Raw genomic sequence first — 16,090 nt, 5'->3', positions numbered from 1 at the left:
GCCCCGGGTGTAGCCATACAACCCGCGCCTCTACCCCCCCGCCGCCCGGCCCGGCCGGCGCACCCCGCGGGGGCGCGCGCCCCCCCCCCCCCCCCCCTCGGCCGTCGGCACGCCTCAGTCGACCGAGAGCCCGCCGTCGGCCGCCTCGACCTCCTCGCGGGTGATCCCGAGCAGGTACAGCACGGTGTCCAGGAAGGGCACGTTCACCGCGGTGTCGGCGGCCTCGCGCACCACGGGCTTGGCGTTGAAGGCCACCCCGAGCCCGGCCGCGTTCAGCATGTCCAGGTCGTTGGCGCCGTCGCCGATCGCCACCGTCTGCGACAGCGGCACCTTCGCCTGCTCGGCGAACCGGGCCAGCCAGCGGGCCTTGCCCGCGCGGTCCACGATCTCGCCGACCACCCGGCCGGTGAACCTGCCGTCCACCACCTCCAGGGTGTTGGCCGCCGCGAAGTCCAGCCCCAACTGCTCCACCAGGTGGTCGGTGACCTGGGTGAACCCGCCGGACACCACCGCGACCTGGAAGCCCAGCCGCTGGAGCGTACGGATCAGGGTGCGCGCCCCCGGCGTGAACCGGACCTCCGCGCGCACCTTCTCGGTCACCGAGGCGTCCAGTCCGGCCAGCAGGGCGACCCGGGCCCGCAGCGACTCGGCGAAGTCCAGCTCGCCGCGCATCGCCGCCGCCGTCACCTCGGCGACCTCCTCCTCGCAGCCCGCGTGGGCGGCGAACAGCTCGATCACCTCGTCCTGGATGAGCGTGGAGTCCACGTCCATCACCACCAGGCGCTTGGCCCGGCGCTCCAGCCCGGCGGCCACCACCGCGACGTCCACCCGCTGGGCGGCCGCCTCCTGGGCCAGTTCGGCCCGCAGCTCCTCGGTGGCCACACCGGAGACGGCCAGTTCGACCGCCGTCACCGGGTACTTGGCGAGGCGGAAGACGCGGTCGATGTTGCCGCCCGCCACGGTGATCCGGGAGGTCAGCGCGGAGACGGCGGCCGCGGTCAGCGGGTGGCCGAGCACCGTCACGTGCGAACGGCCCTCACGGCGCGGGCGGTTGTCGCCGATGCCGGAGAGGATCTCGGCCTGGAGCTTCTGCTCCTCCGCCCAGCGGTGCACGGTGGCCCGCAGGCCGCCCTCCGCGTCGGGCGAGCGGGGCGGGGTGACCAGGGCGCACAGCGTGATGCGACCACGGGTGACGACCTGCTCGATGTCGATGACGTCGACGCCGAAGCCGGCCAGGGTGGCGAAGAGGCCGGCGGTGATGCCGGGGCGGTCCTTGCCGAACACCTTGACGAGCAGGGTGCGCTCGTCCGCGGTCCGGGGCTGGGCGGCGGGGAGGGGCTCAGCGGCCAGGGGCGATGCGTTCATGGTGGCTCCCACGCTACCGGTCGGCCGCCCCGCCGGGGGCACCTGTCCCACCTCGCGGGACACCCGTGCCCGCGGCCCGACCGGCAGCCCCGGGTAGCAGCCTGGTCACAGTCACCCGGGGTGACTTTCACCCGCGGACGGCGGGCTGGAATGATTCCCCCCGTCAGTCAGAGGAACAGTGCACCCCCGGCCGGGGGCCAAATCGGGGGAACCGAGAGAGCGGGGCAGGCAAGCAGTGCCGCAACTCGTCATTGATATCAACGGACAGCAGCGGACTCTTGAGCCCGGGCGGTCCTACACCATCGGGCGCAACCCGCAGTCGGACTTCACGTTCGACGACGCCAGGGTCTCCTGGCAGCACGGGACCATCGGCTTCAACGGCAGCGGTTGGCAGCTGGACGACCACGGCAGCACCAACGGCACCTACGTGGCCGGCGCCCGCACCATGCAGGCCCAGCTGTTCCCCGGTGCCGTGGTGAACCTGGGCAACCCGGAGAACGGCCCCCGACTCGCCTTCTCCGCACCCGCCCACGCCGCCGCCCCGCAGCCCACCCCGGTGCACGAGGCCGTCACCAGCCGCAGCCCCGCCCCGACGCCCCAGCAGCCCGCCCCGCAGCAGGCCTGGGCGGGTCAGGACCCGTACCAGCAGCAGCCGCAGGCGCAGCAGGCCTGGCCGCAGCAGCAGCCCGCGCAGCAGTACGTGCCGCAGCAGCAGGCCGCCCAGCCGTACCCGCCGCAGGACCAGCGGGCGGCGCAGCACGGCGGCTTCCCCGGGCAGCAGGGCTTCCCGGCCCCGCCGGAGCACGGCGGCGGCGGCCCGCAGCCGACGGTGATCCGCAACCTGACGGCCGGGATGCGCACCGTCCGGATCGGCCGCGCGCTGGACAACGACGTCGTGGTGTCCGACCTCCAGGTCTCCCGGCACCACGCCGAGCTGCGCCAACTGCCGGACGGCCGCTACGAGATCGTCGACCTCGGCAGCCACAACGGCATCTTCCTCAACGGCCAGCGGGTGCAGCGCCAGCTGATGGGCCCGCAGGACCGGCTGACCGTCGGCCACTCCGGCTTCCAGCTGGTCGGCGACCAGCTGCAGGAGTTCGTCGACACCGGCGCGGTCTCCTTCTCCGCCCGCCACCTGACCGTCGAGGTCGACCACAAGGGCGGCAAGAAGGTCCTGCTCGACGACGTCAGCTTCGGCGTCCCGGAGAAGTCCCTGGTGGCCGTCATCGGCCCGTCCGGCTCCGGCAAGTCGACCCTGCTGCGCGCCCTCACCGGCTACCGCCCGGCCGACCGCGGCGAGGTGCTGTACGACGGCCGCAACCTCTACAAGCAGTTCGCCGAACTCCGCTCCCGGATCGGCCTGGTGCCGCAGTCGGAGATCCTGCACCGCGAGCTGACCGTCCGGAAGGGCCTCAAGTACGCGGCCCAGCTGCGCTTCCCCGGCGACACCGAGGCGAGCGAGCGCAACGCCCGGATCGACGAGGTGCTGTACGAGCTGCGCCTGGACAAGCGTGCCGACAACAAGATCACCGCACTCTCCGGTGGCCAGCAGAAGCGCGTCTCGGTCGCCCTCGAACTGCTCACCAAGCCCTCGCTGATCTTCCTGGACGAGCCCACCTCGGGCCTCGACCCGGGTATGGACCGCGAGGTCATGCAGATGCTGCGCGGCCTGGCCGACGACGGCCGCACCATCCTGGTCGTCACCCACTCGGTGGCCGAACTCGCGCTCTGCGACCGGCTGCTGGTGATGGCGCCGGGCGGCGCGGTGGCCTACTTCGGCCCGCCGGACGAGGCGCTGCACTTCTTCGGGTACGAGACCTGGGCGGACGTCTTCCAGGCCTTCGAGAACTACCCCGACCACGACTGGGCCGGCCGCTACCGCGGTTCGGTGCACTACCAGCAGTACTCCGCCCCGACCGTCGAGGCGGGCGAGGTGCAGCACGTCCAGGTCGCCCAGGAGGCCGTCCGCCCGCCCAAGCCGCAGAGCTGGGGCTCGCAGCTGTGGACGCTGATGCGCCGCTACATGTCGGTGCTCGCCTCGGACCGCGGCTTCCTGGCGCTGTCGGTGCTGCTGCCCGCGGTGATCGGCGCGGTCAGCGTGCTGATCCCCAACGAACCGGGGCTCGCCCCCAACCCGAAGACCCAGTTGCACCTCAACAACGGGGCCGCGACGATCCTGCTGATCCTGGCGATCGGCGCCTGCTTCTCCGGGGCGGCCAACTCGGTCCGCGAGCTGATCAAGGAACGGGCGATCTACGAACGGGAACGGGCCACCGGCCTGTCCCGGTCGGCGTACATGATGTCCAAGATCATCGTGCTGGGCGTCTTCTCGGTCATCCAGGGCGCGATCATCTCCGCCGTCGGCTTCCTGCCGCGCAAGCTCCCCGAGCACGGCCTGATCGTCAAGAACATCCCGATGATCGAGATGACCATCGGCATGATCCTGCTCAGCTTCGCCGCGATGATGTTCGGCCTGATGATCTCCGCGCTGGTGAAGACCGCCGAGAAGACCATGCCGCTGCTGGTCATGTTCGCCATCGTCCAGGTCGTGTTCACCGGCTGCCTCTTCCAGATCTTCGGCAAGCCCGGCCTGGAGCAGGTCGCCTGGCTGATGCCGGCCCGCTGGGGCACCGGCATGGTGTCCACCACGCTCGACCTGTCGCACCTCATGGGCCCCTGGAACAAGGACTTCCAGAACCCCAACTACGACCCGCTGTGGTCCCACAGCGTCGCCCAGTGGTCGATCGACGCGGGCGTGCTGATCGTCATCTCGGTCGTGATCGGCGTGATCGTGACCCGGCTGCAGCGCCGGCACGAGCCCGAGGTCATGCAGAAGGGCTGACGTCCGCAGCCGCCGAAGGGCGCTCCACCCGGTTCCGGGGGAGCGCCCTTCGGCGTTCCCGGCCCCTCCCGCCCGCCGGGTGGGCCCATCGGCCTAGGTCCCCGGACCCGCGCCCGGAGCGGCCGGGGACGGACGCGGACGCCCCCGCGCCGGCGGTAGTTTGGCGGTATGCCCAGCCCGACCGGTGACCACCGGACCCCCCTCGACCCGCGCTCCGCCTGCGACCCGCTGGCCGGCATCGAGGCCGTCAGCCAGGCCCTGCTCGCGATGAGCCGGCACCTGGAGGTCCGCGAGGTGCTGCGCCGCATCACCGCCTCCGCCCGCGACCTGCTCGGCGCCGAGTACGCGGCCCTCGGTGTGCCCGACGACCACGGCGGCTTCGCCCAGTTCGTGGTCGACGGCATCACCGACGAGCAGTGGCGGGCCATCGGCCCGCTGCCCCGCCAGCACGGCGTGCTCGCCGAACTGCTGCACGAGACCGGCCCCACCCGCCTCACCGACGTCCGCAAGGCCCCGGCCTTCGAGGGCTGGCCCGCCGCCCACCCCGAGATGGACGCCTTCCTCGGCATGCCGATCCTCGACACCGAGGCCGGCGAGGACGAACCCCGGGTGACCGGCGTCATCTTCCTCGCCAACAAGCGCGGCGGCGGCCTGTTCACCGACCACGACGAGGAACTGCTGCGGATCCTCGCCGCCCACGCCGCCCTCGCCCTCACCAACGCCCGGCTGTACGAACGCAGCCGCGAACTCACCCTGGCCGGCGAGCGCGCCCGGATCGCCCACGACCTGCACGACGCCGTCTCGCAGAAGCTGTTCTCGCTGCGGCTGACCGCCAAGGCCGCCGCCAAGCTCGTCGACCGCGACCCGGCCCGGGCCCGCGCCGAGCTGGAGGAGGTCGCCCGGCTCGCCGCCGAGGCCGCCGACGAACTGCGCGCCGTGGTGGTCGAACTGCGCCCCGCCGCCCTGGAGGAGGACGGGCTGAGCGCCACCCTCGCCTCCCAGGTGCAGGTCCTCGACCGCGCCCACACCGCCGACCTCGCCTTCGCCGCCGACGGCGTCCGCGCCCTGCCGCCCGCCCAGGAGGCCGCGCTGCTGCGGGTCGCCCAGGAGGCGCTGCACAACGCGCTGCGCCACTCCGGCGCCGGCCGGGTCACCGTCACCCTGGCCGGCACCCCCGCCCGCGGCGCCGTGCTGCGGGTGCGCGACGACGGCCGGGGCTTCGACCCCGAGTCCGTCCGCCGGGCCGGCCGCCACCTCGGCCTGGCCTCGATGCGCGACCGCGCGGCCGCCGTCGGCGGCACGCTCACCCTGGAGTCCGCCCCCGGCAAGGGGACGCTCGTCGAGATGGAGGTCCCCGGTGCCTGAGAGCACGCCGTCGATCCGCGTCCTGCTGGTCGACGACCACCAGGTGGTCCGCCGCGGGCTGCGCACCTTCCTGGAGGTCCAGGACGACATCGAGGTGGTCGGGGAGGCCGCCGACGGGGCCGAGGGCGTCGAGCGCGCCCGCGAACTGGACCCGGACGTCGTCCTGATGGACCTCAAGATGCCCGGCGTCGACGGCATCGAGGCGCTGCGCACCCTCAAGGACGGCGGCAGCCGGGCCCGGATCCTGATCGTCACCAGCTTCACCGAGCACCGCACCATGGTCCCCGCGCTGCGGGCCGGCGCCGCCGGGTACGTCTACAAGGACGTGGACCCGGAGGCGCTGGCCGGGGCGATCCGCTCGGTGCACGCCGGGCACGTGCTGCTCCAGCCCGAACTGGCCGAGGCGCTGCTCGCCGACGACGGCCCGCGCGCCCCGCAGGGCCGCGGCGGCACCCTCACCGAGCGCGAGCGCGAGGTGCTCGGCCACATCGCCGACGGCCGCTCCAACCGGGAGATCGCCCGCAGCCTGCACCTGTCGGAGAAGACGGTGAAGACCCACGTCTCCAACATCCTGATGAAGCTGGACCTCGCCGACCGCACCCAGGCCGCGCTGTGGGCCGTCCGCACCGGCGAGGCCCGGGCCTGAGGCCCCTCGCCCGCAGTTCCCTCCCGGGGTTTCCCTCCCGGCGGTTCCCTCCCCGCCGTTCCCGCGACCGTCAGTGGTCCTCGCGCTCGTCCACCAGGGCGTTGTAGGCGGCGACCTGGGCCCGCCGGGCGGTGCGCCGCAGCGGGGCCAGCACCGACTGCCGGGCGGCCATCTCGGAGGCGCTCACGGCCGCGCCGTGGCCGCCCGCGGCGATCGCCAGCAGGGCGGACACCTGGCGGGCCGACTCCAGCACCCGGACGGCGCGCGGCGGGTAGCCGGGGGCCAGCAGCTCGGCGTGGCCGCGCCGGCGGTACGCCTCCAGGGCGCGCAGCGCCTCCGGGCCCGCGCCCGCCACGTCCAGCCCGGCCAGCAGGACGGTCGCCTCGCGCAGCCCCTCCGCCAGCTCGCGCTCGGCCTCGTGCAGCGAGGGCACGTCCGCTGGCGGGGCGTCGCCGACCTCGGCGCAGCGCCACAGCACGGTGGCCGAGCGGTCGCCCGCCGGACCGAACACCGTGATCTCCGGCACCAGTCCCAGCGGTGCGCCGACCGCGAGCACGGCCTCGCCGGCCGCCATGGCGCGCTCGTTGAACGCCGCCGGGCCGGTCAGGCCCAGCGGGTGCCCGGCCGAGGGCAGCGCCAGCCGCAGGCCCTTCACACCCAGCACCCGCAGCCGCCCCAACGCCCAGGTCAGCGCGTGCTGCTCGCCCGGGGCGTCCCCGGGCAGCCCGGTCACCCGGTGGCCCTCGTCGGCGCCGAGCACGGCCTCGGCGGCGTCGTCCGGCGCCACCAGGCCGCTCAGCAGAGCGTTGCCCCAGGCGGTCAGCCGCCCCGAACGGGGCTCTTCGTACGGATTGTCGGCAGGAGTCACGAGCATCCGGCCAGCCTACGGAATCGGCGGTCATCCGCGTGGCGTAGGTTTGCCCATGCGCGTGCGGCGCACCCATCCCGTGCCCACCGGCTGCCGGGGTCGGTCCGCCGCCCGCACCGACGGCCGACATTTTTGGTATTTGGGGAAGGCGTGGGCATGAGCGACGTGCTGGAGCTGGTGGACGTATCCGTGGTCCGGGAGGGGCGCGCGCTGGTCGACCAGGTCTCGTGGTCCATCTCCGAGGGTGAGCGCTGGGTCATCCTGGGCCCGAACGGCGCCGGCAAGACCACCCTGCTGCAGATCGCCTCCTCGTACCTCTTCCCGACCTCGGGCAAGGTCTCGGTGCTGGGCGAGAAGCTGGGCGAGATCGACGTCTTCGAGCTGCGCTCCCGGATCGGCCTGGCCGGCGCCTCGATGTTCGACAAGCTGCCGGCCGAGCAGACCGTGCTGCAGACCGTGCTCACCGCGGCGTACGGCATGACGGTCAGCTGGCAGGAGTCCTACGAGCAGTCCGACGAGGGCCGCGCCCTCGCCCTGCTCGACCGGATGGGCATGGCCGGCCTGACCGGCCGCAAGTTCGGCACCCTCTCCGAGGGCGAGCGCAAGCGCACCCTGATCGCCCGCGCCCTGATGACCGACCCCGAGCTGCTGCTGCTCGACGAGCCGGCGGCCGGCCTGGACCTCGGCGGCCGGGAGGACCTGGTCCGCCGGCTCGGCGCGCTGGCCCAGGACGAGTTCGCGCCGGCCATGGCGATGGTCACCCACCACGTCGAGGAGATCGCCCCCGGCTTCACCCACGTGCTGATGATCCGCCAGGGCAGGGTGCTCACGGCCGGCCCGATCGACACCGAGCTGACCGCCCGCAACCTCTCCAAGTGCTTCGGCCTGCCGCTCACCCTGGAGCGCCACGGCGACCGCTGGTCGGCGCAGGGACTGCCGCTGGGCTGACCCCGGGTCCGTCCGCTTCGGGCCTGTCGGAACCGGTCGCACGTGCGACCGGTTTCCGCCCCTCGACCTGCGGGAACTGTCCGCCTCGAAGGCCCTTCGCTCCCTAGGATGGTCGTGTGGACAGTTGGACCTGGTGGCTCCTGGCCGCCGCAGCGCTCGGCATACCGCTGGTGCTCACCGCGATGCCGGAGTTCGCCATGTTCGCGATCGGCGCGCTCGTGGCCTCCGGCGCGGCCGGACTGGGCGCGGGGGTGGTCCTCCAGGCCGTGACCTTCCTGGTGGTCTCGGTCGCACTGGTGGCCTTCGTCCGGCCGATCGCCTACCGGCAGCTCCAGAAGGGCCCGCAGGTCAAGATGGGCATCGAGGCGCTGCACGGCGCCACCGCGGTCGTCGCGGAAACCGTCGACGGGGAGGGCGGTCGGATCAAGCTCAACGGTGAGATCTGGTCGGCCCGCGCGCTCCACCCGGACCAGGTCTACCAGCCCGGGCAGCAGGTCGACGTCGTCGAAATCCAGGGCGCGACCGCCCTGGTCGTCTAGGGGAGAGTCCGTGGAACCCGTCCTTATCGTTTTGGTCGTCCTGGTCGTGGTGGCCTTCATCGCGCTGATCAAGACGATCCAGGTCATCCCGCAGGCCAGCGCCGCGATCGTGGAGCGCTTCGGCCGCTACACCCGGACGCTCAACGCGGGGCTGAACATCGTCGTGCCGTTCATCGACCGGGTCCGCAACCGGATCGACCTGCGCGAGCAGGTCGTCCCGTTCCCGCCCCAGCCGGTGATCACCCAGGACAACCTGGTCGTCAACATCGACACCGTCATCTACTACCAGGTCACCGACCCCCGGGCCGCCACCTACGAGGTCGCCAGCTACATCCAGGCCATCGAGCAGCTGACCGTCACCACGCTGCGCAACATCATCGGCTCGATGGACCTGGAGTCCACCCTGACCTCGCGCGAGGTCATCAACGCCGGTCTGCGCGGGGTGCTGGACGAGGCCACCGGCAAGTGGGGCATCCGGGTCAACCGCGTCGAGCTCAAGGCGATCGAGCCGCCGACCTCCATCCAGGACTCGATGGAGAAGCAGATGCGCGCCGACCGTGACAAGCGCGCCGCGATCCTCACCGCCGAGGGCCAGCGCCAGGCGCAGATCCTCAAGGCCGAGGGTGAGAAGCAGGCGGACGTGCTCCGGGCCGAGGGTGAGGCGCAGGCCGCGGTGCTGCGCGCCGACGGTGAGGCGGCCGCGATCCGGACGGTCTTCGAGGCCATCCACGACGGCGACGCCGACCAGAAGCTGCTCGCCTACCAGTACCTGCAGACCCTGCCCGAACTGGCCAAGGGCGACTCCAACAAGCTCTGGATCATCCCCAGCGAGGTCGGCGACGCGCTCAAGGGCCTCGGCGGGGCCTTCGGCGGCCTGACCGGCAACGGCGGCGGGATGAACGGCGGCGCGGTGGCCGCGCCGAGCGTCCCCCAGGCGCCCCCGGCGGCGACCCAGGTGCCGCTGGACCCGGCGGCCGGGCCGCGGCCGGTGGACGTCGAGAAGGGCGCCGCCCGCCCCCGGGTGGACCCGGCGCGGGAGTACCGCAAGATCGACCCGGAGTGATCGAACCGGAGTGACCGACCTGGAGTGATCGGATCGGAGTGACCGACCCGGAGTGGTCGGACCGGTCCTCCGGTCAGGGCCCGCTGCCTGCTGGTGGCGGGCCCCGCTGTTTCTCCGGTCGGCGCCCGGGCGGCGTCCCGCGTGGCGCCCGTGCCGCGTCCCGCGTGCTGCCCCGGCGGTGTGGCGTACGTCCCGAATGGTGGTCGGGCCTGGTCGGGCCGGTGCGCCGTCCGGCATGATCCCCTCGGACAGGACCACGAGGAGGGGTGACCCATGACGCTCTGGGAGGCGATCGCCGTCCTGGTGGCCGGCGTCGGTGCCGGGATGATCAACGTGATCGTCGGCTCCGGCACCCTGATCACCTTCCCGGTCCTGCTCGCGGTCGGCATCCCGCCGGTGACCGCCAACATCTCCAACTCCTTCGGCCTGGTGCCCGGTTCGCTCAGCGGCGTGTTCGGCTACCGCCGCGAACTGGCCGGCCAGGGCCGCCGGCTGCGCCGGATGGGCACCGCCTCGCTGCTCGGCGGGCTGCTCGGCGCGCTGCTGCTGACCAGACTGCCCAGCGGCGCCTTCGACGCGATCGTCCCGGTGCTGATCCTGCTCGCCCTCGTCCTGGTGGTGGTCCAGCCCCGGGTGGCCAAGGCCGTCGCGGCCCGGCGGCGCGCCGACGGCGATCCGGACGGCGGCCCGGTGCTGCTGGCCGGGGTGTTCCTCACCGGCATCTACGGCGGCTACTTCGGCGCCGCCCAGGGCGTCCTGCTGATGGCGCTGATGGGCATGCTGCTCCAGGAGGAGCTGCAGCGGATCAACGCGGTGAAGAACGCGCTGGCGCTGATCGTCAACGGGGTCGCCGCCCTGTTCTTCCTGTTCACCTCGACGGTGAACTGGACGGCCGCCGGGCTGATCGCGGCGGGCTCGCTGGTCGGCGGCCTGATCGGCGCCAAGGTCGGCCGCCGCCTCCCGCCGGCCGCGCTGCGCGGGGTCATCGTGGTGGTCGGGCTCGCGGCCGTCACCAAGCTGCTGCTGAGCTGAGTTGACCGGGCTTCGGACGGCTGTGGGATCGTACGACCGACCGAACCGTCGTCCGTGAACCGGAGAGTGTGCCATGGCCCTGGAGATGCGCGAGATCTGCGAGCGCTGTGAGGTGTCGCTGACCGCCGACGGCCCCGCCTCGATATGTTCCTTCGAGTGCACCTTCTGCGCCGACTGCACCGAGGCCATGGCCGCCAACTGCCCCAACTGCGGGGGCGAACTGGTGGTCCGTCCGCGTCGGAAGGCCGCCTGACCGGCACCCCGCCCGACCGGCACCCCGCCGGTCCGACCGACGACCCCCGGAGCGCACCGATGAGCAGCAGGGCCCGACTGAGCGAGGACGAGACCGTGGCGGCCCTGGCGGCGGTGCCGCTGTGGCGCCGGGACGGCGACAGCATCGTCCGCAGCGCCGACGCCCCCGACTTCCCGGCCGCGATCCGGGTGGTCGTCGCCGTCGCCGAACAGGCCGAGGCGCTCGACCACCACCCCGACGTCGACATCCGCTGGCGCACCCTGCGCTTCGTGCTGTCCACGCACAGCGCCGGCGGTCTCACCGGTCTGGACTTCACCCTCGCCGCCCGGATCGACGAGGCCCTGCGCGCGGAGTCCGCGGCCTGAGGATCGCTCTGCCCTGGTCCGGCCCGCGCATGCCCGTTCCGGCCCGCTGTGGCCCGCTGTGGCCCCGCGCCCAGGGGCCGGGCGGTCGGCCGGGGCGGGCGTGAGATGCTGACTGCCGCAATCGGCAGGCAGTGGGGGCAGGGAGGGACGGAACGGTGGCGCAGGAGCCCTTCGGAGACCCCCACGCCCAGCAGCAGCCGTGGTACCCCCAGGGCCCGCAGCAGGGCTGGCCGGGGTACCACGACCAGCAACAGCAGGCGCAGTGGCAGCAGCAGTCGTCGCAGTCGCCGTCGGAATCGCACGGGCAGTGGTCGCAGGCGCCGCACCACGAGCAGCCGGGCGGTCACTGGCAGCCGGCCTACGACCAGCAGGGCGGCTACGGGCAGACCGGCTACGTCGAGGGCGGGTACGCCCACGAGCAGCCGCACCAGCCGTACCAGCAGCCGCACTCCGGGTACCCGGAGTACTCGGAGTACCCGGAGTTCCCGCACCACGGGCAGCAGCCGTACGCCGTCGAGCCGCAGGAGCGCCCGGTGGCGGACGGACTGTACGTCCCGGCGGGGGCGGAGTACTCGGCCGACGGGTACGTGCGGCTGGAGGAGTCCCCGGCGGAGCCGGCGACCTCCGTGGGGGAGGCCGGTGACCACGGTGCCGTGCCTGCCGAGCCGGCTGAGCCCGCTGAGCCCGCCGCATCGGCCGGGCGCTCGCGGGCGGCCCGGCGCGGTGGCAGCGCTTCCGCGTCGTCTTCGTCCCCCGCTTCCGCCGGTGCTTCCTCGCTGGTGGACAAGGTCCGGTCGGCCGTCCTGACCGGGGAGCACGTGCCCAGTCGACGGGCCCTGCTGGTGCGGACCGGTGCCGGGGTGGCGGCGCTCGGCGTGCTGATAACCGCCGCGCTGACGGTCGGTGCCGAGGGCGGCGGGAGTGCGGCGGCGAGCAGCGGAGGCGAGCCCGGGTTCGCGGTGGCGCACACCAAGGCCTGGTCCGCGCAGCCCGTCGCCGCCGCGCAGCCCGCGGGTGACGACACGCTGGTCGGCAGCTGGCTGCTGGCCGACGCGGTGGTCCGCGCCGACGGCTCCGGCGTGCACGCCTACGACCGGACGGCGGGTAAGCCGACCTGGTCGGTCGAGCCCCCGGCGGCCGGGGCCGTCCCGTGCGGACTGTCGGCAGGCGTGAACCAGGCCGGGCTGGGCGTCGCCCTGTTCCGGCCGCAGGCCGACCCGAAGAGCCCCTGCACGCTGGTCGCCGCCGTGGACACCAAGACCGGCAAGACCGCCTGGACCAAGACCGTCTCGGACGCCAAGGGCGCCTACTCGGCGCGGATCGGCGTCACCGAGGACATGGTGATCGCGGTCGGCGACGACCGGGCGGTGGCCTGGGCGTCGGCCGACGGGAAGGACGTCTGGCAGTACACCGGCCAGGGCAAGTTCTGCACCCTCTCCGGCGGCGTCACCGGGAAGACCGTGCTGGTCGCCTCGACCTGCGCCGACTCCACACCCGCCGACCAGGCCGTCTCGCTGAACGCGGCGGACGGCAAGGTCGGTTGGTGGCGGGGCCTGAACAACCAGCCGAAGACCGTCACCGTGCTCTCCGCCGAACCCGCCGTGGTGCTCACCACCGGAGCGAAGCCCGAGGACGACCGGGTGTTCGCCTGGGGGTCGGCGGGCGATCCGGCCGCCGAGATCCCGGTGGTCACCGACGGCGGCCGGCTGGTCCTCACCCACGGAACGTTTTCGGCCACCCCCGAGGTCTTCTTCGAGGGCCGCACGATGGTGGCCGCGATGACCCCGGCGAACCCGGGCGGGCCGGTGTCCGCGGTCGGCTACGACCTGGACACCGGCAAGCAGCGCTGGAAGGCGCCGACCGCCGCCAAGGGCACCGCCCGGGCCGTCGGCATCGACGGCGGCTCGCTGGTGCTGGCCGCCGACGAGCGCCGCGACCAGCCCGCCCGCCTCGGCCGCTTCCCGCTGGCGGGCGGCCAGGAGGCGGTCGGCGGCAACTTCCCGTCCGGCACCGGCTCGCTGCTGCTCTCCGGGCGGGTGCTGATCGGTGGCGGGCAGGTGGTCGTGGTGCCCGAGCACGCGGCCAACTACGGCACGGCCGCGGGCTTCCAGGCGAAGGGCTGAGCCCGCGGGGCCCGGCCGCGTGGGTGGCCGGGCCGTCGCCGGGACATCCCTAGGCTTTCCCAGGGCTTTCCCAGGGCTCTTCCCGGGCCGTGGCTAGGCCGCCGTGACGGGCTGCCCCGGTACGGCCGGCAGCCAGTCGGCGAGCTCCCGGGCCTCCGACCCGCGCAGACCGAGCGCCAGCATCAGAGTGGCCTGGGGCGTCGGGACGAACGGGCGCCGGAGCAGTTTCATCCCGGCCTGCTCGGGTGTCCGGTCGGCCTTGCGCTGGTTGTCCTCGGCGCACGCGGCCACGGTGTTCAGCCAACTGTCCTCGCCGCCGCGTGACTTGGGGTGCAGGTGGTCCACCGTGGTGGCCCGGTGCCCGCAGTACGCGCACAGGTGTTGGTCCCTGGCCAGGACACCCCGCCGCGACCACGGGGCCTGTTGTCGGAACGGCACCCTCACGTACCTCTGCAGTCTGATCACCCGGGGCACCGGAACGGCTACGCCGGTACCCCGGATCGAGCGCAACGGATGCGCCTGCTCCACCACCGCCTTGTCCTGGAGCACCAGGACGACGGCGCGCTGGAGCGACACCGTCGTCAGGGGCTCGTAGCTCGCGTTCAGAACCAGCGTGTTGCGCACTCGGCACACCCTTCCCACGGGCGTGCCACGGCGGCACGACCGTCTCCACACACGTCACTGCCGCCGCGCGGCGGTGAAACCACTCTGAATGGGCCCACAGCCGACTAACAACGGAATTTCCGGTATCGGGGAGGAACCCGGGGGAGGGACACCGTCCGACGGACCCGGTGCCTCGGGGAAAACTCGCTGGCCGGAACCGCGTAGGCTCTATCAGGCTGGAGTCGTACCGACCCGGGGCCCGACCGAACCGAACCGGGCCGACAACGGGCGGACGCCCGATCGAAGGAGAAGCGTGACCGTGACGGACATCGTCGACGAGCTGCAGTGGCGTGGGCTGATCGCCCTGTCCACCGACGAGGACGCACTGCGCAAGGCGTTCGCGGACGGCCCGGTCACGTTCTATTGCGGCTTCGACCCGACGGCCCCCAGCCTGCACCTCGGCAACCTGGTGCAGATCCTCACCATGCGCCGCATCCAGCAGGCGGGGAACCTCCCGCTCGGCCTGGTCGGTGGCGCCACCGGCCTGATCGGCGACCCGAAGCCCACCGCCGAGCGCGTGCTCAACGACCCCGAGACGGTGGCCGCCTGGGTCGAGCGCCTGCGCGGCCAGATCTCGCGCTTCCTCGACTTCGAGGGCCCGTACGCGGCGCGCATGGTCAACAACCTGGACTGGACCTCCGGGATGTCGGCGATCAGCCTGCTGCGCGACGTCGGCAAGTACTTCCGCGTCAACAACATGATCGCCAAGGAGGCCGTCGCCCGACGCCTCAACTCAGACGCGGGCATCAGCTACACCGAGTTCAGCTACCAGATCCTCCAGGGCATGGACTACCTGGAGCTGAACCGCCGCTACGGCTGCACCCTGCAGACCGGCGGCAGCGACCAGTGGGGCAACCTCACGGCCGGCACCGACCTGATCCGCAAGGCCGACGCCAAGTCCGTGCACGCGCTGGCCACGCCGCTGATCGTCAAGGCCGACGGCACCAAGTTCGGCAAGACCGAGTCCGGCACGGTCTGGCTCGACCCCGAGCTGACCACCCCGTACGCCTTCTACCAGTTCTGGCTGAACGCGGACGACCGGGACGTCTCCAACTTCCTGCGGATCTTCAGCTTCCGCTCGAAGGAGGAGGTCGAGGAGCTGGAGCGCGAGACCGCCGAGCGCCCCGCCGCCCGCCTCGCCCAGCGCGCCCTGGCCGAAGAGCTCACCACGCTGGTGCACGGCGCCGAGCAGTACGAGCGCGCGGTCGCCGCGTCCAAGGCACTGTTCGGGCAGGGCGACCTGGCCGACCTGGAGGCGCCGACCCTGGCCGCGGCCCTCGCCGAGGTCCCGAAGGCCGAAACCGCCGAGCTCCAGCCGATCGTCGACCTGCTGGTCGCCGTCGGCCTGGCGCCGAGCCGTTCGGCCGCCCGTCGGACGGTCAAGGAGGGCGGCGCCTACCTCAACAACGTCAAGGTGACGGACGAGGAGGCGGTGCCGACCGAGGCCGACCTGCTGCACGGGCGCTGGCTCGTGCTGCGGCGCGGCAAGCGGAACCTGGCGGCGGCGGAGCTGGTGCCGGCGTCGTCGGCGGTGGCGGCTGAGCCGGCCGACTCGGTTGAGTGACCGAGCCGCCGAAGGACCGAGTGACTGAAAACCGACGCCGCTGAACTGCGGCTTCGACGATCGAGGGCGGGATCCAGCCGGATCCCGCCCTCGACGTTTGACGATGTCCTCCAGGTGGCCTAGTGTTGAACGAGTCGCTGGAGCGGCCACCCCACTCAGCAAGACCCACTCTCACACTTCGAAGCCCATTCAGTTGGGTTCGTCGGCGTATTTGTCGACCGGGTGTGATCGTGAATTTCGAGTCACTCTTGAAATGCGCTAAAGTGGTGGTCGTCGCGAAAAGCGGCCCGACCAGTTCGGAAAATCGGATGAATGAAACTCCGGAAAACGGAGCGGAAAACATCTGGTAAGCTGGAAATACGAAAGAACGAAGCGCCCGGAGGGCCCGCTGGAAGGCGGTCCGAAGGAAGTGTCCGTTCCTTGAGAACTCAACAGCGTGCCAAAAGTCAACGCC

General features: G+C 72.7%; 14 protein-coding genes. 11 read left to right on the top strand and 3 right to left on the bottom strand.

The features are described 5' to 3' along the window. Positions 1-114: 114 nt before the first annotated feature. The gene (gene serB / locus ACFC1T_RS31010; protein WP_375893896.1) at positions 115-1,365 is read right to left on the bottom strand and encodes a phosphoserine phosphatase SerB; all 1,251 of its coding nucleotides are present in this window, start codon (positions 1,363-1,365) and stop codon (positions 115-117) included. 235 nt (positions 1,366-1,600) lie between these two features. Between serB and ACFC1T_RS31005 the strand changes: the two genes are divergently transcribed. The 3 genes from ACFC1T_RS31005 (at position 1,601) to ACFC1T_RS30995 (ending at position 6,218) form a co-directional block, all read left to right on the top strand. Beyond that, positions 1,601-4,207 (top strand): FHA domain-containing protein, encoded by a 2,607-nt coding sequence (locus ACFC1T_RS31005; protein ID WP_375893894.1) that lies wholly within the window; start codon positions 1,601-1,603, stop codon positions 4,205-4,207. A gap of 168 nt (positions 4,208-4,375) precedes the next feature. After that, positions 4,376-5,572, top strand: a complete 1,197-nt coding sequence (locus tag ACFC1T_RS31000; RefSeq protein WP_375893892.1) for a GAF domain-containing sensor histidine kinase — start codon at positions 4,376-4,378, stop codon at positions 5,570-5,572. Beyond that, complete coding sequence (locus tag ACFC1T_RS30995; protein WP_375893890.1) at positions 5,565-6,218, top strand: response regulator; 654 nt, start codon at positions 5,565-5,567, stop codon at positions 6,216-6,218. Before ACFC1T_RS31000 ends, ACFC1T_RS30995 begins: the two co-directional genes overlap by 8 nt. A 70-nt stretch (positions 6,219-6,288) precedes the next feature. On the opposite strand, the gene ACFC1T_RS30990 is transcribed toward ACFC1T_RS30995, so the two are convergent. Further along, positions 6,289-7,092, bottom strand: a complete 804-nt coding sequence (locus ACFC1T_RS30990) for a hypothetical protein (protein ID WP_375893887.1) — start codon at positions 7,090-7,092, stop codon at positions 6,289-6,291. A 150-nt stretch (positions 7,093-7,242) separates the two neighbouring features. Here ACFC1T_RS30990 and ACFC1T_RS30985 point away from each other — a divergent pair, with 150 nt between their 5' ends. The 7 genes from ACFC1T_RS30985 (at position 7,243) to ACFC1T_RS30955 (ending at position 13,409) form a co-directional block, all read left to right on the top strand. After that, a complete protein-coding gene (locus ACFC1T_RS30985) occupies positions 7,243-8,034 on the top strand; it encodes an ABC transporter ATP-binding protein (protein ID WP_375893885.1) in 792 nt (263 codons plus the stop codon). Between the two features lie 116 nt (positions 8,035-8,150). Then, entirely contained in the window at positions 8,151-8,573 is a 423-nt protein-coding gene (locus ACFC1T_RS30980) for an NfeD family protein (RefSeq protein WP_375893882.1), read from the top strand. A 10-nt stretch (positions 8,574-8,583) separates the two neighbouring features. Next, positions 8,584-9,636, top strand: coding sequence for an SPFH domain-containing protein (locus ACFC1T_RS30975; protein ID WP_350506797.1), 1,053 nt, complete (start codon positions 8,584-8,586; stop codon positions 9,634-9,636). 273 nt (positions 9,637-9,909) lie between these two features. Further along, on the top strand, positions 9,910-10,668 hold the full coding sequence (locus ACFC1T_RS30970) for a sulfite exporter TauE/SafE family protein (RefSeq protein WP_375893878.1): 759 nt from the start codon (positions 9,910-9,912) through the stop codon (positions 10,666-10,668). 73 nt (positions 10,669-10,741) lie between these two features. Next, complete coding sequence (locus ACFC1T_RS30965) at positions 10,742-10,921, top strand: DUF1272 domain-containing protein (RefSeq protein WP_360241223.1); 180 nt, start codon at positions 10,742-10,744, stop codon at positions 10,919-10,921. Positions 10,922-10,980: 59 nt separating this feature from the next. Then, complete coding sequence (locus tag ACFC1T_RS30960; RefSeq protein ID WP_375893876.1) at positions 10,981-11,286, top strand: 4a-hydroxytetrahydrobiopterin dehydratase; 306 nt, start codon at positions 10,981-10,983, stop codon at positions 11,284-11,286. A gap of 155 nt (positions 11,287-11,441) precedes the next feature. After that, positions 11,442-13,409 carry a PQQ-binding-like beta-propeller repeat protein gene (locus ACFC1T_RS30955; RefSeq protein ID WP_375893873.1) on the top strand — a complete coding sequence of 656 codons (1,968 nt, stop codon included), beginning with the start codon at positions 11,442-11,444 and terminating at the stop codon, positions 13,407-13,409. A 93-nt stretch (positions 13,410-13,502) separates the two neighbouring features. On the opposite strand, the gene ACFC1T_RS30950 is transcribed toward ACFC1T_RS30955, so the two are convergent. After that, positions 13,503-14,033, bottom strand: coding sequence for an HNH endonuclease (locus ACFC1T_RS30950; RefSeq protein ID WP_375893871.1), 531 nt, complete (start codon positions 14,031-14,033; stop codon positions 13,503-13,505). A gap of 298 nt (positions 14,034-14,331) precedes the next feature. Between ACFC1T_RS30950 and tyrS the strand changes: the two genes are divergently transcribed. Further along, positions 14,332-15,636: a tyrosine--tRNA ligase gene (tyrS, locus tag ACFC1T_RS30945; RefSeq protein WP_375894013.1), complete on the top strand. Its 1,305-nt coding sequence runs from the start codon at positions 14,332-14,334 to the stop codon at positions 15,634-15,636. The last annotated feature ends 454 nt before the right edge of the window (positions 15,637-16,090 follow it).

It is taken from the genome of Kitasatospora sp. NPDC056076, from assembly GCF_042266305.1.
GTDB lineage: Bacteria > Actinomycetota > Actinomycetes > Streptomycetales > Streptomycetaceae > Kitasatospora.
This window is presented reverse-complemented; position numbering and strand designations above follow the sequence as displayed.

Bases quoted from the DNA above. Each gene is read 5' to 3' on its own strand.
- ACFC1T_RS30970 (WP_375893878.1), top strand. From the start codon at position 9,910: ATGACGCTCTGGGAGGCGATCGCCGTCCTGGTGGCCGGCGTCGGTGCC.
- ACFC1T_RS30965 (WP_360241223.1), top strand. From the start codon at position 10,742: ATGGCCCTGGAGATGCGCGAGATCTGCGAGCGCTGTGAGGTGTCGCTG.
- ACFC1T_RS30990 (WP_375893887.1), bottom strand. From the start codon at position 7,092: ATGCTCGTGACTCCTGCCGACAATCCGTACGAAGAGCCCCGTTCGGGG.
- serB (WP_375893896.1), bottom strand. From the start codon at position 1,365: ATGAACGCATCGCCCCTGGCCGCTGAGCCCCTCCCCGCCGCCCAGCCC.
- ACFC1T_RS30985 (WP_375893885.1), top strand. From the start codon at position 7,243: ATGAGCGACGTGCTGGAGCTGGTGGACGTATCCGTGGTCCGGGAGGGG.
- ACFC1T_RS30960 (WP_375893876.1), top strand. From the start codon at position 10,981: ATGAGCAGCAGGGCCCGACTGAGCGAGGACGAGACCGTGGCGGCCCTG.
- ACFC1T_RS31000 (WP_375893892.1), top strand. From the start codon at position 4,376: ATGCCCAGCCCGACCGGTGACCACCGGACCCCCCTCGACCCGCGCTCC.